Annotated in this window: 25 protein-coding genes and 2 pseudogenes; 17 read left to right on the top strand and 10 right to left on the bottom strand. The window is 68.0% G+C overall.

What is annotated here, in order from left to right; genetic code table 11:
- The first annotated feature begins 152 nt into the window (after nt 1-152).
- On the top strand, nt 153-530 hold the full coding sequence (locus E5671_RS46035; protein ID WP_160502572.1) for a DUF6479 family protein: 378 nt from the start codon (nt 153-155) through the stop codon (nt 528-530).
- A gap of 435 nt (nt 531-965) precedes the next feature.
- Nucleotides 966-1,808 (top strand): alpha/beta fold hydrolase, encoded by an 843-nt coding sequence (locus E5671_RS04635; RefSeq protein WP_160502571.1) that lies wholly within the window; start codon nt 966-968, stop codon nt 1,806-1,808.
- A 78-nt stretch (nt 1,809-1,886) separates the two neighbouring features.
- On the opposite strand, the pseudogene E5671_RS46030 reads toward E5671_RS04635, so the two are convergent.
- A pseudogene (locus E5671_RS46030) lies at nt 1,887-2,089 on the bottom strand (IS110 family transposase); the annotation flags it as partial.
- 92 nt (nt 2,090-2,181) lie between these two features.
- On the opposite strand from E5671_RS46030, the gene E5671_RS04625 reads away from it, so the two are divergent.
- Nucleotides 2,182-2,799 carry a DUF4352 domain-containing protein gene (locus tag E5671_RS04625; RefSeq protein ID WP_160502570.1) on the top strand — a complete coding sequence of 206 codons (618 nt, stop codon included), beginning with the start codon at nt 2,182-2,184 and terminating at the stop codon, nt 2,797-2,799.
- A gap of 535 nt (nt 2,800-3,334) precedes the next feature.
- Here E5671_RS04625 and E5671_RS04620 read toward each other — a convergent pair.
- Nucleotides 3,335-4,231, bottom strand: coding sequence for an aminoglycoside phosphotransferase family protein (locus E5671_RS04620; protein WP_160502569.1), 897 nt, complete (start codon nt 4,229-4,231; stop codon nt 3,335-3,337).
- Between the two features lie 585 nt (nt 4,232-4,816).
- On the opposite strand from E5671_RS04620, the gene gvpO reads away from it, so the two are divergent.
- Genes gvpO through E5671_RS04600 form a run of 4 tightly spaced genes read left to right on the top strand, consistent with a single transcriptional unit; the run spans nt 4,817 to nt 6,691 of the window.
- A complete protein-coding gene (gene gvpO / locus E5671_RS04615) occupies nt 4,817-5,146 on the top strand; it encodes a gas vesicle protein GvpO (RefSeq protein WP_160502568.1) in 330 nt (109 codons plus the stop codon).
- 39 nt (nt 5,147-5,185) lie between these two features.
- On the top strand, nt 5,186-5,689 hold the full coding sequence (gvpJ, locus tag E5671_RS04610) for a gas vesicle protein GvpJ (protein ID WP_160502567.1): 504 nt from the start codon (nt 5,186-5,188) through the stop codon (nt 5,687-5,689).
- A 2-nt stretch (nt 5,690-5,691) separates the two neighbouring features.
- The gene (locus tag E5671_RS04605; protein WP_160502566.1) at nt 5,692-6,447 is read left to right on the top strand and encodes a GvpL/GvpF family gas vesicle protein; all 756 of its coding nucleotides are present in this window, start codon (nt 5,692-5,694) and stop codon (nt 6,445-6,447) included.
- A 1-nt stretch (nt 6,448) separates the two neighbouring features.
- Nucleotides 6,449-6,691, top strand: coding sequence for a gas vesicle protein GvpG (locus E5671_RS04600; RefSeq protein ID WP_160502565.1), 243 nt, complete (start codon nt 6,449-6,451; stop codon nt 6,689-6,691).
- 643 nt (nt 6,692-7,334) lie between these two features.
- Here E5671_RS04600 and E5671_RS04595 read toward each other — a convergent pair.
- Nucleotides 7,335-7,772: a hypothetical protein gene (locus E5671_RS04595; protein ID WP_160502564.1), complete on the bottom strand. Its 438-nt coding sequence runs from the start codon at nt 7,770-7,772 to the stop codon at nt 7,335-7,337.
- Between E5671_RS04595 and E5671_RS04590 the strand changes: the two genes are divergently transcribed.
- The 6 genes from E5671_RS04590 (at nt 7,771) to E5671_RS04565 (ending at nt 11,439) form a co-directional block, all read left to right on the top strand.
- Entirely contained in the window at nt 7,771-8,778 is a 1,008-nt protein-coding gene (locus tag E5671_RS04590; protein ID WP_160502563.1) for an SRPBCC family protein, read from the top strand. The two genes, E5671_RS04595 and E5671_RS04590, sit on opposite strands and share 2 nt — an antisense overlap.
- An 8-nt stretch (nt 8,779-8,786) precedes the next feature.
- A complete protein-coding gene (locus E5671_RS04585) occupies nt 8,787-9,134 on the top strand; it encodes a gas vesicle protein (RefSeq protein WP_160502562.1) in 348 nt (115 codons plus the stop codon).
- Nucleotides 9,135-9,150: 16 nt separating this feature from the next.
- A complete protein-coding gene (locus E5671_RS04580; protein WP_160502561.1) occupies nt 9,151-10,071 on the top strand; it encodes a GvpL/GvpF family gas vesicle protein in 921 nt (306 codons plus the stop codon).
- A complete protein-coding gene (locus tag E5671_RS04575) occupies nt 10,068-10,304 on the top strand; it encodes a gas vesicle protein (RefSeq protein ID WP_160502560.1) in 237 nt (78 codons plus the stop codon). The genes E5671_RS04580 and E5671_RS04575 overlap by 4 nt, the downstream gene beginning before the upstream one ends.
- Complete coding sequence (locus E5671_RS04570; RefSeq protein ID WP_160502559.1) at nt 10,301-10,582, top strand: gas vesicle protein GvpK; 282 nt, start codon at nt 10,301-10,303, stop codon at nt 10,580-10,582. The genes E5671_RS04575 and E5671_RS04570 overlap by 4 nt, the downstream gene beginning before the upstream one ends.
- A 314-nt stretch (nt 10,583-10,896) precedes the next feature.
- Nucleotides 10,897-11,439: a GNAT family N-acetyltransferase gene (locus E5671_RS04565; protein WP_160509980.1), complete on the top strand. Its 543-nt coding sequence runs from the start codon at nt 10,897-10,899 to the stop codon at nt 11,437-11,439.
- Nucleotides 11,440-11,512: 73 nt separating this feature from the next.
- On the opposite strand, the gene E5671_RS04560 is transcribed toward E5671_RS04565, so the two are convergent.
- The 4 genes from E5671_RS04560 to E5671_RS04545 all read right to left on the bottom strand — a co-directional run bounded on the left by E5671_RS04560 (nt 11,513) and on the right by E5671_RS04545 (nt 13,238).
- Nucleotides 11,513-11,833, bottom strand: coding sequence for a transcriptional regulator (locus tag E5671_RS04560; RefSeq protein WP_160502558.1), 321 nt, complete (start codon nt 11,831-11,833; stop codon nt 11,513-11,515).
- Complete coding sequence (locus E5671_RS04555) at nt 11,830-12,321, bottom strand: hypothetical protein (RefSeq protein WP_160502557.1); 492 nt, start codon at nt 12,319-12,321, stop codon at nt 11,830-11,832. The genes E5671_RS04560 and E5671_RS04555 overlap by 4 nt, the downstream gene beginning before the upstream one ends.
- 103 nt (nt 12,322-12,424) lie before the next feature.
- The gene (locus tag E5671_RS04550; RefSeq protein WP_160502556.1) at nt 12,425-12,817 is read right to left on the bottom strand and encodes a VOC family protein; all 393 of its coding nucleotides are present in this window, start codon (nt 12,815-12,817) and stop codon (nt 12,425-12,427) included.
- Nucleotides 12,818-12,857: 40 nt separating this feature from the next.
- Nucleotides 12,858-13,238, bottom strand: coding sequence for a hypothetical protein (locus tag E5671_RS04545; protein WP_160502555.1), 381 nt, complete (start codon nt 13,236-13,238; stop codon nt 12,858-12,860).
- A 38-nt stretch (nt 13,239-13,276) separates the two neighbouring features.
- On the opposite strand from E5671_RS04545, the pseudogene E5671_RS04540 reads away from it, so the two are divergent.
- Nucleotides 13,277-13,393: pseudogene (locus E5671_RS04540) on the top strand (IS5/IS1182 family transposase); the annotation flags it as partial.
- A 209-nt stretch (nt 13,394-13,602) separates the two neighbouring features.
- Here E5671_RS04540 and E5671_RS04535 read toward each other — a convergent pair.
- From E5671_RS04535 to E5671_RS04525, 3 genes are all read right to left on the bottom strand, one after another.
- Complete coding sequence (locus tag E5671_RS04535) at nt 13,603-14,166, bottom strand: DinB family protein (protein WP_160502554.1); 564 nt, start codon at nt 14,164-14,166, stop codon at nt 13,603-13,605.
- A 169-nt stretch (nt 14,167-14,335) separates the two neighbouring features.
- Nucleotides 14,336-14,986, bottom strand: a complete 651-nt coding sequence (locus E5671_RS04530; protein WP_160502553.1) for a DUF7691 family protein — start codon at nt 14,984-14,986, stop codon at nt 14,336-14,338.
- 326 nt (nt 14,987-15,312) lie between these two features.
- Nucleotides 15,313-16,179, bottom strand: a complete 867-nt coding sequence (locus E5671_RS04525; RefSeq protein ID WP_160502552.1) for a helix-turn-helix transcriptional regulator — start codon at nt 16,177-16,179, stop codon at nt 15,313-15,315.
- A gap of 148 nt (nt 16,180-16,327) precedes the next feature.
- On the opposite strand from E5671_RS04525, the gene E5671_RS04520 reads away from it, so the two are divergent.
- The 3 genes from E5671_RS04520 (at nt 16,328) to E5671_RS04510 (ending at nt 21,020) form a co-directional block, all read left to right on the top strand.
- The gene (locus E5671_RS04520; protein ID WP_160502551.1) at nt 16,328-17,266 is read left to right on the top strand and encodes an SDR family NAD(P)-dependent oxidoreductase; all 939 of its coding nucleotides are present in this window, start codon (nt 16,328-16,330) and stop codon (nt 17,264-17,266) included.
- Between the two features lie 917 nt (nt 17,267-18,183).
- The gene (locus tag E5671_RS04515) at nt 18,184-19,074 is read left to right on the top strand and encodes a phosphotransferase enzyme family protein (RefSeq protein ID WP_160502550.1); all 891 of its coding nucleotides are present in this window, start codon (nt 18,184-18,186) and stop codon (nt 19,072-19,074) included.
- Entirely contained in the window at nt 19,071-21,020 is a 1,950-nt protein-coding gene (locus E5671_RS04510) for an ABC transporter ATP-binding protein (protein ID WP_160502549.1), read from the top strand. Before E5671_RS04515 ends, E5671_RS04510 begins: the two co-directional genes overlap by 4 nt.
- The last annotated feature ends 180 nt before the right edge of the window (nt 21,021-21,200 follow it).

Here is a 21,200-nt window from a genome sequence, read left to right as displayed (position 1 = left end):
GACTCAGGGGTTACGCAGCGTCTTGATCATCCCGTTCTCCTTGTCCTGGAGCATCTCGTGCGTCGTACGACTAGGGGAAGGGAGGTCACGGGAAGGGGTTATTTCGGGCATACTGGGAGTTTTTATCGCCGATACCCGGGTAATCGAAAGTTATGGATACGGCAAGCGGCGAACTGCGTGAGCTGGCTGTCTCTGGCGCCGCCCTCGGGACGATTGCCGCCTTCCTTGGTGGCCTCGTCCTTGTAGGCGCGCTGCTCTGGGCTTTCTGGCTGGGAAACAAGGTGCGGAGGCGAGAGCCGAGGCCACCGCGGCGGGAGGAGCAGCCAAAGATGCCGGAGTCCGGCCCGGTCCATGAGATCCGGGAAATGCGGGAGCCGGACGAGGTCCCACTGGCCAAGGACGAGAGCGAGCGGCTGAGGCCGCAGAACCTGCACGCTTCAGGGTCAAAACGGAGCGAGGACCAGAGACGGCGACGCTGGTCGCCCGGTTCCAGTGGTTCTTTCGGGGGCGGGGGTCCCGGCAAGACGTAGCGTCAGCGATCACGCGTAGCGTCAGCGATCACCCTCGGTGGGCACTGGATGTCCGTATCCCATGAGGGATTGGCGAGAGGGCGAGGGCCCGTTGCCCAGTTGCTCGTCCGCTGCACCGACGCCCACGGCCGAGGCGGGACCGGCCGCGGGGGAGTCCAGCGCGGCCGGAACTGCCCCTCCAAGTCTCCTCCGAAGGATGGCTCAAGCCGGTGCCACCGTGGACAGCGCCCTGTAACGCGAGCTGTATCCGGCATGCTCTTCGGGCGTGAGCGATGAGTTTGGGCCGAGGACCTGATCTGCCCTGGCATGACTCGAATCAGCGCTGACATCTCGGTCTCCCTCGACGGCTTCGTCACCGGACCCGACCCCGGGCCCGACCCCGGGCCCGACCCCGGGCCCGATCAACGCTCTGGGCACCGGCGGAGCGCCGCCCACGTGACCACCGTCAATGCCAATGAGGTCACCTTGGGTATCGAGTCGTTCGGTGATGACGACGGGCCACTCGTCCTGCTCGCGGGCGGGACGACGATGCTCTCCTGGCCCGACGCGCTGTGCGAGCGCCTTGCTGCCGGCGGGCGCCGCGTGGTGCGCTACGACCTCCGCGATAGCGGGGAATCGACGACGCAGGACCCGCAGGCGCCCGCCTACACCCTGCGCGACCTCGCCGCCGATGCGGCGGCCCTTGCCGAGGCGCTCGGCGGCGGTCCCGCGCACCTCGCGGGGATCGGCGTCGGCGGGATGGTCGCCCAGGTGGCCGTGCTCGATCACCCGGGCGCGTTCTCGGCGCTCACCCTGGTCGGCACCCGCGCGGTCGCGCCCGGCCCGCCCGATGATGACCTCCCCGACCATGACCAGGCGGCGATGAGCCGCCTGTTCGCGCATCCGATGCCCGACTGGAGCGACCGCGAGGCGGTGGCGGAGTTCGCCGCCGCCGGCGCGGAGATCCGAGGCGACGACCCCGTCGCCGCGCGCGCGATCGCCGCGCGCATCTGGGACCGCACGCCCGGCACCGCACCCCCGGTCCAGATGGCCAACCAGATGGGCATGGTGTTCTCCAAGCTTGACTGCGCACCTCGCTGGCGCGAGCGCCTGCCCGAGATCGAGGTCCCCACGCTCGTCGTCCACGGCCGCCGCGACCGGTTCTTCCCCGTCGGCAACGGCGAGGCGATCGCCCGCGCAGTCCCCGGGGCGCAGCTGCTCGTCCTCAAGGAGACCGCCACTGCGATCCCCGATGCGGCGGTTGGTGAGGTCGCCGAGTCGATGCTCAGGCTCGGGTAGAGGACGACTCTGCGATCGCTCCAGCGAGTAACCACCTGAACGCCGATGGGCAAGGCCGAGGCTTCCGCCAACCCGTCGGGATCGGTCGGGGTCGTAGAAGGTGCCGTCGCGGAGCATGGCGAAAAGCACGTCGGCTCGTCGTCTCGCGAGGCGGAGGAGGGCCTGGGTGCAGTGCTTCCCTGAGCGATCTCCTTGTCGTAGTAGGCCCTCGATCCGGTGTCGGACAGGACCGCGAACGCAGACAGGAAGAAGGCGGGCTTGAGCATCTTGTTGCCCCTCTGCCGCGCCCTAGCGCCTCCTGCTCCCGGCCTCATGCATTACGCTCACTTCCTTGTGCGGTCTGGGGAGGCCGCTTTTGTATGGGGGGATCGCTATGCGCACCTACATTCGTCGTGCCGTTTTGCTGACGACGCCCCTCGCCCTCGCATCCGTACTCGTCACAGGATGCTCGGATTCGAAGGACTCGTCTGCCAAGACCGAGCCGAAGAAGCCTGCCACCGCATCCGCGGACTTCGAGAAGGTGGAGGTCGGCGAAAAGGCGGAGTCGCCCCAGACGCCTGCGGCATCCGCTCCCACATTGAGTGTCGGCGAGAGCGGAGAGTTCACGATCGTTGACATGAAAGACGCGTCGGCCAAGGCGCGCATGAAGGTCACGGTCGACTCTGCGAAGTACGCAACGCCGACGGACGTCGGCACGGACGAGCCCGCCCACGGGCAGTACGTCCTACTCACGCTGACGATCAAGAATGTTGGCAAGGTGCCCGGCACGATCTCGACGTACGGCGCCATGCAATGGGAGGACGAGAAGACCGCCGCGCAGGACGCTACGACGCTGGAGATCCAGGAGAACATGACCCTGGACACGATGTACGAGCCTGGTCAATCGAGGTCCGGGAAGCTGGTGCTCGACGTTGGCCGCAAGGGCGGCAGGGTCAGCTACTTCGCCGACTCCGAAGGGCCGGCGTTCACCGTGGAGTTGCCGAATCAGTAGCTTCGAAAACAGCTCAGCCGTGAGAGCGGGTGCCCGACTTCACGACCTCACCAGCACCGCGGGCCAAGCCACAGCGATGCTCGTCTCGGCTGGGCGGTTCGCGGTTCCCAGTGCTCGACGTTCCTCGCTTACCGCTTACGGCATACCGCTTACCTCACGCCGCAAGGTGATCGACGACATAGGGTCTACGGTCCCACGTGTTATGCCAGTCCAGCTGATGTGCCTTGGCGTTCTCGGGATTCAACGTATCTCCTACCCTCCGGCTCAGTGAGAACAGGCTCGCCCTGGCGTGATGTTGAGGGACGCTCGGCGTGGGCCCAAAAGGGGCCCGCGATCGCCGAGAACTTGTCGAACAGGGGCAGGAGCTGGGTGACGTCGCCCAAGGTTGCCGCCGATGAGCGTCACCGAGAGCGGGATGCCCTGATCGCGAAACGAGGTTGAGCCACACGGCGCCGGCCTGGACAGCCTTCCTCGTGGCATCGCCCTCTGCCTGATCACCCACCGACACGTCCAACGGCTTGTTTGTTGGGGCCAGTTAGCCTATGAGAGCCTCGTTGATCTGGCGGGTGGTAGCCGCAGCAACCCGGGGATTGACGGCGGCGTAGGACGTGTAAGCGTTGAGGCCGGTAGCCAAGGCCCAGCCGCGGCCTCGAAGCCAGGTGGCGTCGTCCACGTCCAGGCAGGCGCGGAAGACGGCCCGGCTCTGGGCTGACATCAGAGTGAAGGCGATGGTGAGGTCGCAGGCAGGGTCGCCGATGGCGAGGCCGCCGAAGTCAATGACTGCGCTGAGACGACCGTCGGTGGTCAGTAGGTTGCCGGTGTGGAAGTCGCCGTGGCACCAGACCGGCGAACGATTCCATCCAGGGGCATTCATCGCCGCGTCCCACAGCTCGGTCATGGCTGCGGCGTCGAACGTGCTGCCGATCTTCGCGATGGCGGCCCGTGTCGCGCGGTCTCGCTCGGCAAGCGGCTGGACGATCAGGTCATCGCGGGCCTCTTCGAACAGCCCCTCGGGCGCAAACTGCTGAAGAGCGGTGAGGAACCCAGCCAGTTCGACAGCGGCCGCGGAAGAGTCTGCCAACGCCTCGGCAGTCGCCACCTCGCCGTCCAACCAGCGGGACACCGCCCAACGCCACGGGTAACCGAAGGCGGGCACGCCTACCTGCACCGGTGTCGGAACGGCCAGGGGCAGGTGCGGGGCGAGCCGGGGCAGCCACTCAGCTTCCTTCGTGGCCTGCCCCATGGCCCCAGCGTGGCACGGCAACCGGACAGAGAGGTCTTGGCCCAGGCGGTAGATCACATGGTCCGAACCGGCTGGGTCGACCACTTCCAGAGGCACCCCGGCCCACTGGGGAAACTGTGTATCCACCAGGCGTCTGGCCAGTGCGGCGTCGATGGCGGGCCGGGTGTCTGCGGTTCTCACGGTGGCCAAGTGCAGCTCCTACGTTGGGTCTGCTCCGTGCGGCGAAGCAGACACGCGCACATGTCATGCATCCTTGGACTCGCTGTCAGACCGCCGCACTTCGCCCGGCACGGTCCACGACCGCGGCTCATCGCTCCCCATACTCTGGCCCGAGCCGCCTCACGATCAACCGCTTTTGTCAGAGGCAGCGGTCGTGGTCGCACGTGACGGGCTTGGCTTGCTCATGTCGCGTTTCACGCAAGGCGCGTTGGTGAGCCAGGCCCGCGGCTGCAGCATCCGCCAGGGGTCTTGCCGGCGCGGATGGTGGGCGTTCGAGTCGGGGTGTCGGGCGCCGGATGCGAGGCGTCGGCCACCGCGAGGCCGCCGTCGCAACCCCGTGCACTGCCCCGCCGCCGCTGCCCGCGATGCACCTAGCATCCCCACAGCCGTCCCGGCCCTGACGACCACGGCGGCCTTCCCGCTCCTGTGCCCCCCCGTGCCTTCTCCGTTCGGCTATCGGCCAGGGGCACGTTGCCCTGCGGCACCTCGGCACCTCGGCACCTGTTCGGTCTATCAGCCCGTGCCATCGAGGACCGGGCCTTCAAGAGTGGTCGCATGACCGAGCGCTCACGACGCACCCAGGCCGCCGCCCCCCGACGGTCGGCGAAGCGCGGCGACGAGCACGGCGCCGTGGACCTGCGGGAACTGGTCGGCGAGGCATGCCGGACGCTGACCGAGCTCATCGGTCACCGGGCTGAGGGTGTGTCGGCCGTCTGCCCGAACGAGAGCGATGGCTGGCGGGTCAGCGTGGATGTGCTGGAGGTGGCTCGAATCCCCGACACCACCAGTCTCCTGGCCACCTACGAGGTGGATCTGGACGCGCACGGACGCCTGACGCAGTACCGCAGAGTCCGCCGCTACCGACGCGGCTGGGCGGACAGCTGAGGCGCACCTTCTGCGCCCTCGAGAGGAGCAGGCTCTTTCATGACCACCACCTACAGTGAGGACGTCGTCCCTTGCGCGCCCCGGGCGGGCACGCTCTACGACGTCCTGGAACTCATACTCGACCGCGGCATGGTCATCGACGTCTTCGTCCGGGTCTCACTGGTCGGCATCGAGATCCTGAAGATCGACGCGAGAATCGTCATCGCGTCCGTCGACACGTACCTCCGCTTCGCAGAGGCATGCAATCGCCTCGACCTCGAACACGATTCTCGTACCAAGACCGTCCCGGAACTCTTCGGGGGCGGCGCGGCCACGGTGGGCAAGGTCGGCGCCAAGAAGGCCGCACGTTCCGTTGGCGACAAGGTCAAGGACACCCTGGGTCTGGACGCCGGTTCTGACGAGGACGACGACGAAGAAGAAGAGCGCGAGACGAGCCGCCCGCGCCGCAGTGCCCCCTCCCGCTCGACCTCCCGTTCCCGCTCCACATCTCGTGCCGGTCAGCGCCCTCGCGCACGGCGCCGTGACGAAGACGAAGAGGACTAACCGTGCCCACACCCTCCGGCCCGCCCGGCCTGTACGTGTATGCCATCAGTGCCCCCGGGACCGCCGCACACGCACGCCACTGCCGGGCTGTCGGCGACGAGAACGCCGTGGTGTCAGTGCTGAGCCAAGACGGTCTGGCGGCCGTCGTGAGCCGGGTGGCTGGGCGTCCGCGTGCTCGGCGGCGCGACTTGAGCGCTCATCAGGACGTGCTCGGCGTGCTCGCCCAGCACGGTTCCGTCCTGCCGATGCGCTTCGGCGTGATCGCCCCCGATGAGGAGACTGTCCTGGCCGGCCTTGACTCCGCCCGGGAGGCCCATCTCGCCGCGCTGACACGGCTGGAGGGCAAGGCCGAGTGGAACCTCAAAGGAGAGTGCGTGCCGGAGGCCCTGCCCGATCTGTTGGGCGAGGACGCCGGCCTGCGCGCGCTGCGCGAGACGACCCGGCGGCGCCCGGGCTACGAGGCGAACGTGCGCCTGGGCGAAGCCGTCGCCGGTGCACTGCAACGCCGAGCGGAGCAGGCGGCCGTCGACGTGGTGGCCGAACTTCGCCCCTTGGCAGCTGAGATGCGCGAAGGGCGCGAAAGCGCCGCAGGGGCCATGAACGTCTCCTTCCTTGTGCCGCAAAGCGCCGAGACCGCTTTCCGTAGGGCCGTTGATCTGCTCGCAACCCGATGCCGTGGACGAATCACACTGACGCTCACCGGCCCCTTGCCTTGTTACAGCTTCGTGAGCGCCGAAGCTGTACCTGTAGGCGCGTGACATGGGGTTGATCAGCGGCATCCTGCTGCTCCCGCTGGCGCCGATCCGCGGGGTCGGCTGGGTCGCGGACCGGCTGATCGAGGCGGCGGAAGCCGAGTTGTATTCCCCGGACGCCGTGAGAGCTCGGCTCGCTGCCCTCAACGAAGCCTTGGACCAGGGTGACATCGATCTCGACCAGTTCGAACGCGAAGAGGAGCACTTGCTCGACTTGTTGGAACGTCGTCCTTACCGACCGGCCTCCTGACGCTGTGGGCGGCTGCGTCAGCCTCGACTCACGGGAAGTTCCTGATGAATGAACGAAACCGAATCGCTCTCGGCGCAGCAGTAGCCGGGGGGTACCTCCTAGGACGTACGAAAAAGGCAAAGCTCGCTTTCGCCGTCGGCTCGTATCTCGCGGGTCGCAAGTTCGGCCTCTCGCCGCAGGAACTGCTCAGACAGGGTGCCCAACGGCTGCGTGAGTCACCACAATTCGCTGATCTCAGTGAACAGGTCAGGGGCGAGCTGATGGATGCGGGGCGGGCCGCGATGTCCGCTGCGGCTGGTCGTCAACTGTCCTCTTTCACGGACAGACTTGCCGAGCGCACACAGACCCTGCGCTCGTCGCGGGAGCAGGATGAGTACGACGATGAGCAGGACGAGGACTGGGATGAGCAGGACGCGCGGTATGACGATGAGGCCGATGACGTAGACGGCGATGAGGAAGATGAGGAAAGCGACGAGGAGCCGCCGGCCCCGTCTCGAAGCCGGACCTCACGTCGTCGTGACAGCGCCACCAGCCGTGACGATCACCCACGCCGACGCCCGCGTCGCCACACGGAACGTCGATCGACGCCGCGCCGGAGCGGGGGTCGCGAACGCTCGGCCCCGAGGCCGGCTGGGAAGAAATCTCAGGGCAAGAAGACCGCGATAGCGCGTACTGAACGCGAAGGCCCCAAGGGCAGGAAAAAAGGGTCGGATTCTCCAGCGGTGAAGAAGTCTTCTGCGGGCAAGAAGGCTGCCTCGGCCAAGAAGACTGCCTCAGCCAAGAAGAGTGCAGCAGCGAAGAAGTCCTCTCCCGGCAAGAAGACGGCGGCAAGGAAAGCCCCGGCGAAGAAGGCCACCCCCGCGAAGAAGACATCCCCCGCGAAGAAGACATCCCCCGCGAAGAAGTCGACCTCCGCAAAGAAGACAGCGGCGAAGAAGTCCGCGGCGAAGAAGTCCGCAACGAAGAAGTCCGCAACGAAGAAGACAACGGCGAAGAAGACAACGGCGAAGAAGACCGGTGCCGCCAAGAGGTCGAGTGGCAAAGCGACGTCGCGTTCGAGGCAGAGGAGCTGACCGGCCATGGCCGAACGGAAGAACAGCGCCGGCAGCGGCGGCGAGTCTGGCATGGACCGGCTGCGTGATGGGCTCACCGACTTTCTCGATGCTCAGGCACAACACCTGACTGACCGGTTGGGTGACGCGCTGAGTGGTCTCACCGACAAACTGCAGGACGTGGCGGACAATGGCGGGTCACTCCCAGGGGCGGGCGGCCGGATGCTGTCAGGGGACTCGCCTGTGAAGGCCGTTGCGGCGGAGAAGGCCAAAGACCTCAAGGACAGCGTCGTCGGTAAGGCGAAGGACCTATTCTCCTCGGGCGGTGGCCGGGGCACCGGTGACACCAAGGTCACCAATATCGTCGAGACGATCGACGTGGGTGTCCCGCTGCGAACCGTCTACGACCAGTGGACTCAGTACGAGGAGTTCAGCAGTTTCACCAAGGGCGTCCGCAGCGTCTCGATGTCCGACGACGACGTGAGTTCGGACTGGAAGGTGAAGGTCGGTCCGTCCAGCAGGAGTTGGAAGGCGACGGTTCAGGAACAGGTGCCCGACGAACGGATCGTCTGGACGTCGGAAGGCAGCAAGGGGAGCACCCGGGGGGCCGTCAGTTTCCACGAGCTTGCCCCGACGCTGACCCGTGTCGTAGTGGTCGTCGAGTACTACCCCGCCGGATTCTTCGAGAAGACCGGCAACCTCTGGCGTGCTCAGGGCCGTCGTCTGCGACTCGACCTCAAGCACTTCGCCCGCTACGTGACGCTCAATGCGGACGAAGAGGTGGAGGGCTGGCGCGGTGAGATCTGGGACGGTGAGGTCGTCCGCACCCACGAGGAGGGCCTGGAGGACGACGACTACGACGACGAGGGCGGGGACGACGACGCCGATTCGGAGTACGAGGATGACGCCGAGGACGAGGAGTACGACGACGAGGAGTACGACCAGGAGGCCCACGAGGATGTCCCGGAGGACCAGGACGATGAGGGCGATGAGGACGGCGGGCGACCCCGCGCCCGATCCGCCCGAAGGCGGTGACCGGCTCCATGGACGACCTCGACACCTGGCGCTCCTCACCTCCGGCATCGGACCTTTCCCGTCCCCCTGATGGAAGCCTCGCCGACATCCTCGAACGAGTGCTGGACAAAGGCATCGTCATCGCCGGAGACATCAAGATCGACCTGCTCGACATCGAGTTGCTCACCATCCGGCTCCGGCTGTTCATCGCCTCCGTGGACACCGCGCGCAAGGCCGGCATCGACTGGTGGGAGACGGACCCGGCCCTGTCATCGAGCGCCGCCCGCGACGACCTCCGCGAGGAAAACCGGCGGCTGCGCGCACAACTGGAAGAACTCACTCCCGCCGACGACAGACCGCCGCGACCGAACGGATGAAGGAGAAGTCCCACTGATGGCAACAGCGCCCACCCCCGCGTACGCCGTGTGTGTGTTCGCCGTCCGACGAGGCCACGGCCCGGCGCTGCCCCCCGACCTGGCGGGCCACGAAGGCGGCGGCCCTCTGCGACTGGTTCCGGCCGGCGCTCTGTGGGCCGTGGTCCAGGACGTTCCGGTCCACGACTACTCCGAAGCGGCACTGCGCGAGCGGCTGTCCGACCCCGCGACGCTGGAGCGCTGCGTACGGGACCATCACGCAGTGGTGACCGCCTTTGCTGCGCGGGGCGGCGCGATCCCGCTTCCGCTGGCCACGCTGTATCACTCCGAGGAACGGAGTCGGGCCGCCTTGGTGGCCAACGGGCCGTGTTTCGAAAGCACTCTGGACCGGATCACGGGCCGGTACGAGTGGGCGGTGAAGGTCAATCTGCTCGCCCCCCGGGCGCAGTCGCCGCAGAGCCCGCAAAAGTCCTCGGCGCAAGACGACGAAACGCCCTCACCCAGCGGCCGGGCCTACCTGGCCCGATTGCGCGAGCGCGGCCAGGAACGGGACGACCGTCGGCAACGCGCGCTGGACGCTGCCGAGTTGCTGGACCGTGCCGTCCTCTCGGTCGCGGATGCGACAGTGCGCCGCAGACCGCACAGCGCCGAGATCGTCGGCCGTGGCCGCACTCAGATCATGAACGCCGCTTATCTGGTTGCCGAGCAGAGGGGCGTGGAACTCCTCGCGCTCCTCGATCGTCTGCGGGCCGCACCCGAATTCGAGGGCTGCGAGGTGGAAGCCACCGGGCCGTGGGTGCCCTACTCGTTTGTGGACGCGGCCTCCCCCACGGAAGAGACCGCCCCATCACATGCCCAGCGGCAAGGCGGCGGCCGGCCCAACGGCCAGGGCCGGCCCGACGGCCAGGGCCGGCCCGATGTCGTAGGGAGCCGCGCATGAGCCCGCACACAGCCGCCCAACCTGTCGCCTGGCAGGGCCCGGACAGCGGCGCCCCTATCGGTGTGCCACTCGTGGACCTCCTCGACCGGGTGCTCGCCACCGGAGTCGTGGTCAGCGGCGACCTCGTCATCGCCATCGCAGAGGTGCCATTGGTACGGATCTCGCTGCACGCGCTGCTGGCGTCGGTGAGTGAGCGTGTCCCAGCGCCGTGGGCGGACGGAGGGCCGCTGTGAGCGCGAGCGCGCGATTGGACCTCGATCCCGACGCGGTCGGCCGCGACCTGGCCTCCCTTGTCCTCACCGTGGTCGAATTGCTCCGTCAGCTGATGGAGCGTCAAGCCGTGCGCCGGTTCGACGCCGGAGACCTCACCGACGAACAAGAGGAAAGAGTCGGGACCGCGCTCATGCTCCTCGACGAACGCATGACCGATCTTTGCGAGCGTCATGGACTGCGTCGCGAAGACCTCAATCTCGACCTGGGTCCGCTCGGCTCCCTGCTCCCGCACGACTGACGCCGCTGCCCTTGGGTGCTGCGAGTGGGCAGCACGTGTCTGTCCCGCAGCAGGAAGCCTGCAGCCGTCGATAACCTGGGTACCTGAGGCGCCCCCTGCGAAGAGGGCGCCGCTCTCGCGATGCGGCCGTTCGCGAGTGGAGCGCGGACGACTGGAAGAGACGCCAGCAGTCCTTCGAGGCGCCCACTCCGGTGGGGTGACGGCCTGGTGCGCAATTGCCTCGCGCACGAGCCGCTCCGCGATCTACCCTCGCGGCCATGACGTCACACGATGCGCCTGAAGGCTCCCGGACCGCTTCCGAAGGTGCCGGGCTGGTGATCCGGGAAGAGACCGCTGACGATCACCGAGACGTGCGCGAGGTTCATACGCGCGCCTTCGGTGACAGCGTGCGGGTGCCCGGACTCGTGGAGGCACTTCGCGTCGCGGAGGCTGCGTTGGCGCCGATGTCCTTCGTCGCCACCGTTGATGACCGGGTCGTCGGGCATGTCCTGCTGAGCGCGACGCGGTTGGACGCTCCGCGCCGGATCGTGGACGTTCTGTCGCTGTCACCGCTGGGCGTGGTCCCGGAGTTCCAGCGTCAGGGCATCGGTACGCAGCTCATCGCGTACGCCCTCGAGGCGGCCGACAACCAAGGTGTGCCGTTGGTATTCCTGGAGGGTTCACCGCGCTACTACGGCACGCGCGGCTTCGAGGGTGCCAGCGCGGTGGGCTTCCGTTCGCCGTCGCTGCGTATCCCTGAAGCCGCCTTCCAGGTCGCCCGGTTGTCCGCTCACGAGCCGTGGATGACGGGCACCTTCGTGTACTCAGAGCTCTTCTGGGCCTTTGACTGCGTCGGCCTGCGCGACCCCGAGGCATGAGTGGCTACCCGCAGGCACTCGACCTGATCCCCGACATCGGAGAGATCAGGCCGCTGCTGGCCGCCGATCGTGATCAGAGAGCCGGATTCGACGGCCCGACTATCGCCCGCAGCGCCGCAAGGTGCCCCTGGTAGGCATCCCGGCCTCGCCGGGTCAGGTGAAGCCAGACGCGCTGCCGGGTGTCGCGGACGGCCTTGCGTTGCCCGACGTAGCCGGTGTCCATCAGTACGGTGACGTGCTTGCTCAGCGCGGAGGCGGAGAGGGCGAGTTGCTCTTGGACCAGGCCGAACTCCGCCTCGCCCGCGGTGTCCAGGAGGGCGCAGATGCGCAGCCGGTTCGGGGCGTGAATGGTGGTGTCAAAACCCTCCAGAGGGTCGTGGGTTTCGGCGCTCATGCGGACTTCCGGTGCAGCCGGACGAAGGCAAGGTGGAAGCCGACGGACACCGCGGCACTGATCAGCGAGGCTGCGATCAGCCACACCGGCCGTCCAGTGACGCGGAACGCGAATGCTGACCCCACCACCAGCACGGGCAGGCCGACCGCGAGCGGCACGGTCGCCCGCTTCGGCAGCACGTCCAACCGCAGCGCCACCCCGGTCTTGTTACGCCAAGCCTTGGCCGCGACGGCGAAGAGCGCCCCGTACACCGCGGTGATCGCCAACATGATGCCTATCCAGGCGGGACCCGGCAGTAGCCACTCCGAGTCGGCCATGACGCCTCCGTAGGTGATCGGGAGCGCGGCAACGTAGAGCGTAAGCGTGATGAAGAACCAGTTCGGCCACGGTGTGGCCGACAGCGCTGCGGCGGAGGCCCGGACGTGCTCGGTGTCGGCCAGTGCGGAGCGGGCCTGCTCTGGCGTCAGTCGTACCCCGTTAGTTTCCATGACGGAAAGAGTAGCGGCGAGTTTCCAGTACGGAAAGAGGCAAGTTTCCAGTACGGCAAGTGACTGGCTCGCACGCATGGGCGCGTTTCCCCTGGTAAGTCTGTCAGGCGCTCGGGTCGGTGCGTGCGAAGAGGTAGAACGGGTGGCCCGCTGGGTCGAACAGGACGCGTACGTCGGCCTGAGGCTGGCAGTCCGCCACGGTTGCTCCAAGAGCGAGAGCGTGCTCGACGGCCGCCGACAGATCGTCCACCTCGATGTCCAGGTGCATCATCATCTGCTGCTCCGACCGTGTGGAAGGCCACTGCGGACGTGTGAAGAGCGGCTCCGTCTGGAATGACAGTCCGGCACTGCCGTCGGGCGCTGCGATCTCGACCCAGCCCGGTTCTTCCTTCCGTACCGGCCAACCGAGCATGCCCTGATAGAACTGCGCCAGCTCATGGGGGTTCGGTGCATCAAGAGTGGTCGCGGCCAACGTGAAACGCGGTTGAGGCTTCATGTAGTGCTGCTGCCCGGTTCTGGGTCGTTCCGTGTTTGAGCTAGCCGAAGATGAGCTCAACGTCCTTGTCCACGCAGATCCGCAGGACAGTGACCAACTCACTGACGTCTTCGCTTCGCCGCCGGAAGACGGGGTCACTGTTGTCGGGCTGACGTTGGTTGAGAATTGTCTCCAGTCGCGGCAACATCGCCGCGCATTGAGCAGGGGTGAGGTCGCCCTCGTCGTCTGGGTGGTTGAGTAGTGGCGCCAGCGTGGTGGAGACGCTGGACCACGGGCGATCCCCGCCGAAGCCGTCCATCTCGGCGAGCGAGAACCCCTCGGCCTGCGCCAGCCATTTCCTGAACATGCTGAAGCCGGTGTAAGACCAGGAGACATCTGGGCTCGCCACGTCGTCGTCACCTGGGAAGAGCATCAGGCCCATCTCGTACCCCCTTGCTTGCCCGGCGCCCAGGATCAACCCTGGGGTTACGGCAACTGGCCCCGCTGTTCGGTGTGTTGAAGAAGTCCGCGGCCGGTCGCATCGTCAGCCACGTCGGCCCGAAGCTCGCACTCCTTCCACGCAAGCGGTTCGCGAAGATGCCGTGCTGATCGTGGAGTTGGATGGCCCCCGGCTTCCACCACAGCGTTCTGGCCGACTTCCGAGAGCGTGGAATGCCCCGCCACGGCGCCCCTGTTCGTACCCGCCGGTGAATCCCGTAGACCCACTGCGAGAACATCGCGTTCGACCGCTGCGGACTGATCCTTCTACCTGCATGTCCGAAGCTCGATCGCCGATTACCGAAACGTCATATTCGGCGCGGTACGACTCCGTCCTGCCAGCGGTAGAGGTCGCGCAGCAGGGAAATCTCGGCGCCGTGATGGATCAGCTCCCTGTTGACGTGCTGGACGATGACCTCCATGGGAATCCGCTCGGGACCCACCGTGGGCGGATTCTCCAGGTCGGCGTCCGAGAGTTCGCGGACCCCCGCGTTCCATCTCCCGTACATCTCGTCGAGCTGTTTCAGCGCCTCGTCAGCGGTCCCCGCGTAGGCGAATGTCTGGGAGTCGACGTCCTGGCCGCCGAAGTGCCATCCGACCCGATAGCCCAGGCACGAGACGATGATGTGCGCCAGCCGCCAGGCAATCGTGGTCACCGGCGCAGGCACCGGGTCAGGGGACGCGAAGTCCATCGTCCACTCACCCGAACCTGCCGACATCGGTGTGGCCGACCTGCCACGTGGGCGGATGCTCCAGCAGCCGCGCACCGGCTCCCAGAAGTACTCCTCATCGGCAAGACCGTCCAGCCGCGGCCGCAGGTTCTTGCGCCAGTGCCGGTCCAACTGCTCCGCGAGCCGCTCGCTTCTTGTCATTTCCGCACTCTACAGAGACCGCGGAGACCGGGCTGCGGGCCGCGAGAACGTACCGCGCCGGGAGATGCGCGACCCGGACAAGGAGCTGTCTGTCGTCTACTCCTAGCCGGGTCGCGGTCCGTCTCCGACGCCCGGTGTGTGGCGAAGGCCTCGCCCGTACCGGGCGGGGTCAGCCGACGATGGAGAAGAAGATCGTGTCTTGCGTGTACCAGTCGACGTCTTGCATCTCGCGCCAGTTCTCGTCCTCGTTGTCCAGCTCCTTGATGAGCTCGTTGAGGTCGTAGCGGAAGTCCGGATCGATCCGGTCCAGGACCGCGCGGTACGCGTCGGCCGCGGGCTTGGCCTTGGCGAGCGGCCAGCGGCCGATCTCCGGGGATCCGTCGACGGGGGAGGGGATGTAGAAGGGGATCTGCTCGGGCGGCCCGGCATACAGAAAGTCGGAGGGCAGCAGGTCCCGGGGCACGCCAGCCTGCGTGAGTTCCTTGTCCAGCAGGCCGAAGAAGGTGGACGGGCTGGAGTAGCTGCCCAGGGTGTTGGAGTCGGACCCGGTGCAGTCGATGATCTTCTGCAGGGCGGTGTAGTAGGCGTTGCCCGCGCATTCGGCATCCGAGTCGGCCCGTCCGGCTATCAGGTGCTCCAGGGCTTCGGGGACAGTCAGACCCCAGTCGACTCCTTGCCGGTCGAGGTCACGCTGCTTGGCGCGAGCCTCCTCGCGGATGATGCCCAGGGTGCGCTGCTGCTGGGCTGTGAGCCCACCGGCGTCCACAAAGGCGACGACGTGGGCCTGGTCGGCGGTGTTGAAGTTGATGACCTTACTCATGAGCGTCATCGTGCCAGCCCGCACCGACAACGCCGGTTGAGGACCCCCAGTTCGCCGAGGACGCGCGCCCGGCTACCTGGGGCACGGCCGATCTCACTGCTTGGCCCGGCCCGTTGAGGCCGCGCGGCGTTGCACCGACGCATCGTCGTGAGGCTGGCCGCATCGATTCACATCAGTGTGGCCCGTCAACCGGTATCGGCAGCCATGGAGTTGAAGACCTCCCGCTTCGACGCCCTGAGCGAACTGAGGGGCGCGGTACGGGGGGCGGCGCCAGCGGTGAGTTCCGCCCATCCGGCGTGGCGAGCCCGCTCAGTAGCCGCCGCCGGTCAGGGGAGCGCGGTGGCAGTACGGCCGCCTGTGACGCGAAGAAGGTCCAGCCTCCCCGCATCGCTGCTTCCGCTCGCTGCCGTGTAGGTGACCATGCGCAGGTCCGCGCCGGGGACGATGAGGACGTCGCAGTCGAGCAGGATGTCGCCGATCTCCGGATGCCGGATCGTCTTGCGGTCCGTCGTGTGCTGGGCGGCGGCCGTCTGTGTGGCCCAGTGATGGGCGAAGGCATCGGATACTTCGCGCAGTTCCTGCACGAGACGATCGAGCTGGGCGTCCTTGGGATAGCGGGACATGGCGTCCTTGAGGTCGGCGACGATCGACTCCGCGAAGGCGTCCTGTCCGCGCTCGGATTGGACGGGAAGCATCGAGGCATGTGCGGCGCCGTTGCCGAAGAGCGCACGGGCGAGGTTCCGTTCTCCGGCCGGAAGGACGGCGGGGTCGCCGTGCAGGGCGCTCCACGTGGTGTTCCACCACACCAGGGTCCAGTCCGCGGTGAACACCCCGATCGGTACGTCGCCCAGGCGCGAAGCGAGCCGTTGGATGCCTGGGGGCACATGCGTGCTGACCGTCCCGTCCTGGGGCGGCAGGAGCCCGGCGCTGCGGTACAGCTGGTCGCGCTCGGCGCGGGAGAGCTGAAGGGCCCGGGCGAGGGCGCCGACGACTTGGGCCGAGGGGTTCTTCGCGCGTCCCTGTTCCAGGCGCAGGACGTAGTCGACGGAGAGGCCGGCCAGCTGTGCGAGCTCCTCGCGGCGCAGCCCCGGGGCGCGACGGCCGTCCGTCATCGTGAAGCCGGCGTCGGCCGGGGACAGCCGGTCGCGCCAGGCGCGCAGGAGTGCGGCGAAATCGGAGGGGGAGGAAGCCATGGGCTCATTCTCCCCGCGCGGCGCCGGATGAGCCTGGGTACTGCCAGTCCTAGTGACGGGGACGGCACTGGTTGGCGGTGGTGCCACCGGCGAACGTGGAAATGCGCCCGAGCCGGGTGACATCGGTTGACCAGTTGAGGAGCCTTCCATGGAGCACACCATCGTGATGACGGGCGCGAGCCGCGGGATCGGCCGCGTCGCCGCGGATCACATCCTGCGCAAGTCGCCGGACGCGCACCTCGTGGTCGTGGCCCGTGGCTCCTCCGGCGCGCAGCTCGCTGCGGAGCTCGGCGCGGGCGGGCACACGGTCTCGCACGTCTCGGCGGACCTCGCCTCGCTGGCCAGCGTCCGCTCGGCTGCCGGCGAGATCCGCGACCGGCTCGACCGCTGTGATCTGCCGCCGCTGCGCGGCTTCGTGGGCAACGCCGGCATGCAGTACACGAACGCGCTGACCGAGAGCCCCGACGGGTTCGAGGCCACCTTCGCCATCAACGTGCTCGCCAACCACCTGTTCGTCCGACTGCTCCAGGACCGCTTCACCGCTCCCGCCCGGATCGTGATCACCGCCAGCGACACCCACTTCGGCGACTTCAAGCACAACATGGGCATGGTGCCCGGCCCGGCCTGGAAGTCCCCGGGCGTCCTCGCCCGCACGGGCGCCTTCCCCAAGCCGGACACCGCGGCCGGCGGGCGCACCGCGTACTCGACGAGCAAGCTGGCCGCGATCTACCTGGTTCACGAGTACGCGCGCCGCCTGCCGGCCGGGATCGACGCCGTCGCCTACAACCCGGGGTTCGTCCCCGGCACCGGCCTCGCCCGCAACGCAGGACCCGTCTCCCGGTTCGCGATGCGCCACATCATGCCGGTGATGACCCTCACCCCGTTCGCCACCAGCCGCAGTGCCGCTGGCCGATACCTCGCCGACGTCGTCCTCGGCACGACCCATGCGCCGACCAGCTCCTACGTCGACCGCAGCCGTGTGGAGCGTTCGTCGCAGGAGTCCTACGACCCGCAGCGCGAAGGGGAGCTGTGGGAGGCCGCCGAGCGGTTCACCGCGGCGCACACGGCCAGGGCGGACACGTTCTGAGGCGACGTGACGAGCGGTCACCCCGCGACGTGACGAGCGGGTCGCCCCGATAGATCGAGCAGCGACCGAATGGCCCGACTGGAAGCAGTGAAACGCCCCGGATCGAGCGGACCCTTCCCAACTCTCGGAACTGATCCAGAACCACTGCCCCGAGCACGCCACGGCCATGCCACGCAGTAACTACCGTCCCGGAGGCGCGGGGCGGAAAGGGCATGTCTCTCCTTGAGGCCTCGCGCGGGGACGGATGCCGTGTCGAAGGTGCCGATGCTAGCTGTCGTCGTACCCGCTCGCGGCCTGGCACCCCGGAAGGTCATCCGGCCGGAAGTCAGATCAAGCCACATTGGCGGGCCCTTGATTCCGGGCGGCGGCCGCCGCGGTCGAGAATCCTTTCTCCCGGCTTTGTCCCAGGTCAACTGCCCCCGGTGGCGCCATCGTCTGGCTGCTGCCCGGCCCGCTCGGAATGACCGGATCACGGTGTCGGCCTCCGTCGATTGTCAGTGGCGCAGGCGAGGGTGCGCCACGAGCACATCCGCCCCTCGCCGAAGGAGCCCCGTGGCCTCGATGCCGTCATGCAATCCGCTGTTCGGGCTACGGCAGCGCCCTGTCCCTCGTGAGGCTGAATCGAACAGCCGGTGCCGGACGTGTAGGCCGACAGCGCTCGCCGACGCTCCCGGCGTCGAACTTCCGCTCGACGCGTCGCCCGAGGTTGACCGTGTCGGCCCTGTGATCAGGGGCGTTGTCCGGGTGCTCTATCCGTTTCCCGCCTTCCAGGAGAACTTCGTGAATCCCGTCCGCGTGTTTACTGCCCTCCGTGTGTTCGAGAACCCCCCTGCTCAGGCCATCGCGTTCCGACGTCCGGTCGACGTACGTCGTGCCCTGTTCGCCTCGGCATCACGACCGTCATCGGGGTGGGGGGCATGACCAATCCGAGCACGCCGGCCCCCGACCTGCTCGCGTGGGCCAGCCGGGTACTCGGCGCCCGGCCCGCTGTCCGGGACGTCTCCCACCCGCGCGAGAACTCCCGTGTCTTTCAGCTCGACCTGCCCGGAGACGTCCGCTTCTACCTGAAGATCTCCCCCAAGGCCGTGATGTACGAGCGCGAGACCCTGGCGCTGCGACACGCTGCCCCGGCACTCGGCGCCGGCGGCGCACCACAGCTGCGCGCCTCGAGCGCGGACCACCTGGCCCTGCTCCTGACCGCCGTCCCGGGACGGCCCCTCGAGCAGTGGACGCTCACCCCCGCGGAGGAAGCCAGAGCCCACCGGCGAAGCGGCGTCCTGCTGGCCCGCCTTCACGCGGCCGGTGACCTGTCCGGCCCTCGGCGCGCCGAAGCGGAGCAGGCGCTGCAGGCCGCAGCCGATGGCGCCGACAGACACCTCCGCGCGGCCGGGGACCGGCTGACCGCGCCGGAGCAGAAGCTGGTGCGCAGCCTGGCCGAGCAGCTGCGCACCCTGCCCCCGCTGCCGCTCGCGTACATCCATGGCGACGCCTGGGAGCGCAACCTGATGTGGTCGAGGACCCAGCAGAGGGCCGGGTGGATCGACTTCGAGAGATCTCGTTTCGCGACCGCGGTGCAGGACTTCGTACGAATGGCCTGCACCACCTGGGCAGATCGGCCCGACCTGCGGGCCGCATGCCTCCAGGGCTACGGCCGCGACCTCACCGCCGAGGAGCAGCACGCCCTGAAGGGCCTGGCGGCGCTCGACGCGGTCAGCTGTTTGGCCTGGGGTCCCGCCCACGACGACCCCGACGTCACCGCACGCGGACGGCGCACCCTGGACCGGCTGATGGCGGGGGTGGCCGCGTGAGCGCACCGCACGACAAGACCGCCGCCCCGGCCACGGCCGCGGGCGACGCCTACGGGCACGAGGAGACGCTGACCGTGCCGACGGCTCGGACGGGCGTTCCGCAGCCCTCAGCGCCGCCGGAGCTCGACTACAACGGGCGCAAGCACCGGCGGGCGATGGACGAGGCCAGTCTGTGGGACATGGCTCGCCGGATCCCCGCGGCGCTGAGCCAGACGGCCCGCCTGGCGTGGACGGTCGACAAGCGCATGGCCCTGACGATCGTCGTGTGTCAGCTGCTGTCCGGCATCGGCACGGCCGTGATGCTCACCGCCGTCGCGAAGGCCCTGCCGCAGTTGATGGTCGACGACCCGCGCGAGGGCCTGGCCCACGCGTGGCCGGCGCTGACCGTCGCCGTCGTCGCGATGGCCACCGGCGCGACGATGTGGATTCTCGCGGACTGGGCGACCCGGCGCCTGAACCCGAAGATCGCCTCCGCCGCGGATCTGCAGCTCGTCGATCTCCACATGCGGGCCGAACTCGCCGCCTACGACGCGGAAGGGTTCGGCGACCGGAGCCAGGCGGCGGAGATCGGCGCGCTGCGCGCTGTCGACCTCGCCGACGACGCCAAGACCCTCACCAACGGGTTCGTCCAACTCGCCTCCGCGGCCGCGGTACTCACCTCCTTGCACCCCCTGCTCCTCGGTGTCCTGCTGCTGTCCGTCGTCCCCCGAGGTCTGGGAGGCGTGATCGCCGCGCGGGTCGACTACCGCGTCCACGACCAGACGATCTCCGCCCGAAATGTGCGCGGGATGATGCGCTGGTGGCTGACGACGGCCGAGCTCGCCGACGAGCTGCGGGCCAACACCATGCGCGGCTACCTGCACTTCTGGTACCGCTCCATGTGCGATCGGGTCGAGTTGAGGGAGGTTGCCGGTGCTCGGCCGTATCTGCGGATCACGCTGCTTGCAGCTTCCCTGGGCGGCCTTTTCACCCTCAGCATGTGGGCCTCGCTCGCCGGGCTGGTCCTCGCCGGCGCCATGTCGACCGCGATCGCGGGCACCGCGGTCGTCGCCTCCCAGACCGCGGGCCGCGCGCTGAACTCGATCATCCGGTATTCGACGGTGATGTTCCATCACGGCCTCTACCTCTCCGACTACTACACCTTCATCGACGAGGTCCGCGCCATGACTGCCGCCCGCGGCACCGAACAGGTCAAGTCTCCACAGCAGATCCACCTGGAAGGAGCCTCCTACACCTACCCGAGCAAGGAGGCCGCGGCCGTACAGTCGATCACACTCACCTTGAACCGCGGCGAAGTCGTCGCCCTGGTCGGGGAGAACGGTGCCGGCAAGTCGACACTGATCAGGATGCTCACCGGTCTGACCGTGCCGACCGATGGCAAGGTGCGATGGGACGACACCGATCTGGCCGGCGCAGATGCGGACACGGTGTGGCGGCACGTAGGCCTGGTCCCGCAAAAGAATGGGCACTGGCCACTCGCCGCCCGGGAGAACATCACGCTGGGCCAGCCCCGGGAGTTCGGCGACGAGCGGATCTGGAATGCCGCCGAGCGCGTCGGCATGACCAAGGCGCTGCGGGAGCTCCCGGATGAACTGGGAACGCTGCTCGCCCGGTCGGTGTGGGGTGGCCACGAGCTATCGGGTGGTCAGTGGCAGCGTCTGGCGTGCGCGAGGGCGATGTACCGTCAGCCGGCAGTGCTCGTGCTGGACGAGCCGACCAGCGAGATGGATGCCCGAGGGGAGCACCAGATCTTCCGGGAACTGCGGGCCATGGCTCCGGGCCGGATCACGGTGGTGGTCACGCACCGGCTCGACAACGTACGGATGGCTGACCGGGTCATCGTTCTTGAGCAGGGCGCCGTCCGGGAGCAGGGCCCCTTCGACCAACTCATCTCCACGGAGGGGAGTTTGCTCGGCGAGCTGTACGCCCTCGCCCAGGACCGCTGAGCACCCCGAGACACTCCACCTCCAGGCGGGGCCGCGTAGCCGACGCGGCCCCGCCTCGCCCGAGGTCGCCGTCGTCAGGCACTGCGGGTGCCCGTAGTGGGGCCGCCAGGTCGGCGAACATGTTCTCGGTCATGGCGCGGCTACAGCCCGGTAGTCGCGAAGGGCCTGGAGAAGTGACGC

The sequence above is a fragment of the Streptomyces sp. BA2 genome (assembly GCF_009769735.1).
In the GTDB taxonomy this organism is placed as follows: domain Bacteria; phylum Actinomycetota; class Actinomycetes; order Streptomycetales; family Streptomycetaceae; genus Streptomyces.
The sequence above is the reverse complement of the archived record's forward strand: the minus strand, read 5'-3'. Positions and strand labels throughout refer to the sequence as shown.

Bases quoted from the DNA above. Each gene is read 5' to 3' on its own strand.
- E5671_RS04550 (WP_160502556.1), bottom strand. From the start codon at position 12,817: ATGAAGCCTCAACCGCGTTTCACGTTGGCCGCGACCACTCTTGATGCA.
- E5671_RS04575 (WP_160502560.1), top strand. From the start codon at position 10,068: ATGAGCCCGCACACAGCCGCCCAACCTGTCGCCTGGCAGGGCCCGGAC.
- E5671_RS04545 (WP_160502555.1), bottom strand. From the start codon at position 13,238: ATGGGCCTGATGCTCTTCCCAGGTGACGACGACGTGGCGAGCCCAGAT.
- gvpO (WP_160502568.1), top strand. From the start codon at position 4,817: ATGACCGAGCGCTCACGACGCACCCAGGCCGCCGCCCCCCGACGGTCG.
- E5671_RS04625 (WP_160502570.1), top strand. From the start codon at position 2,182: ATGCGCACCTACATTCGTCGTGCCGTTTTGCTGACGACGCCCCTCGCC.
- E5671_RS04590 (WP_160502563.1), top strand. From the start codon at position 7,771: ATGGCCGAACGGAAGAACAGCGCCGGCAGCGGCGGCGAGTCTGGCATG.
- E5671_RS04555 (WP_160502557.1), bottom strand. From the start codon at position 12,321: ATGGAAACTAACGGGGTACGACTGACGCCAGAGCAGGCCCGCTCCGCA.
- E5671_RS04600 (WP_160502565.1), top strand. From the start codon at position 6,449: ATGGGGTTGATCAGCGGCATCCTGCTGCTCCCGCTGGCGCCGATCCGC.
- E5671_RS04525 (WP_160502552.1), bottom strand. From the start codon at position 16,179: ATGGCTTCCTCCCCCTCCGATTTCGCCGCACTCCTGCGCGCCTGGCGC.
- E5671_RS04585 (WP_160502562.1), top strand. From the start codon at position 8,787: ATGGACGACCTCGACACCTGGCGCTCCTCACCTCCGGCATCGGACCTT.
- E5671_RS04560 (WP_160502558.1), bottom strand. From the start codon at position 11,833: ATGAGCGCCGAAACCCACGACCCTCTGGAGGGTTTTGACACCACCATT.
- gvpJ (WP_160502567.1), top strand. From the start codon at position 5,186: ATGACCACCACCTACAGTGAGGACGTCGTCCCTTGCGCGCCCCGGGCG.
- E5671_RS04595 (WP_160502564.1), bottom strand. From the start codon at position 7,772: ATGGCCGGTCAGCTCCTCTGCCTCGAACGCGACGTCGCTTTGCCACTC.
- E5671_RS04520 (WP_160502551.1), top strand. From the start codon at position 16,328: ATGGAGCACACCATCGTGATGACGGGCGCGAGCCGCGGGATCGGCCGC.
- E5671_RS04515 (WP_160502550.1), top strand. From the start codon at position 18,184: ATGACCAATCCGAGCACGCCGGCCCCCGACCTGCTCGCGTGGGCCAGC.
- E5671_RS46035 (WP_160502572.1), top strand. From the start codon at position 153: ATGGATACGGCAAGCGGCGAACTGCGTGAGCTGGCTGTCTCTGGCGCC.
- E5671_RS04535 (WP_160502554.1), bottom strand. From the start codon at position 14,166: ATGACAAGAAGCGAGCGGCTCGCGGAGCAGTTGGACCGGCACTGGCGC.
- E5671_RS04530 (WP_160502553.1), bottom strand. From the start codon at position 14,986: ATGAGTAAGGTCATCAACTTCAACACCGCCGACCAGGCCCACGTCGTC.
- E5671_RS04580 (WP_160502561.1), top strand. From the start codon at position 9,151: ATGGCAACAGCGCCCACCCCCGCGTACGCCGTGTGTGTGTTCGCCGTC.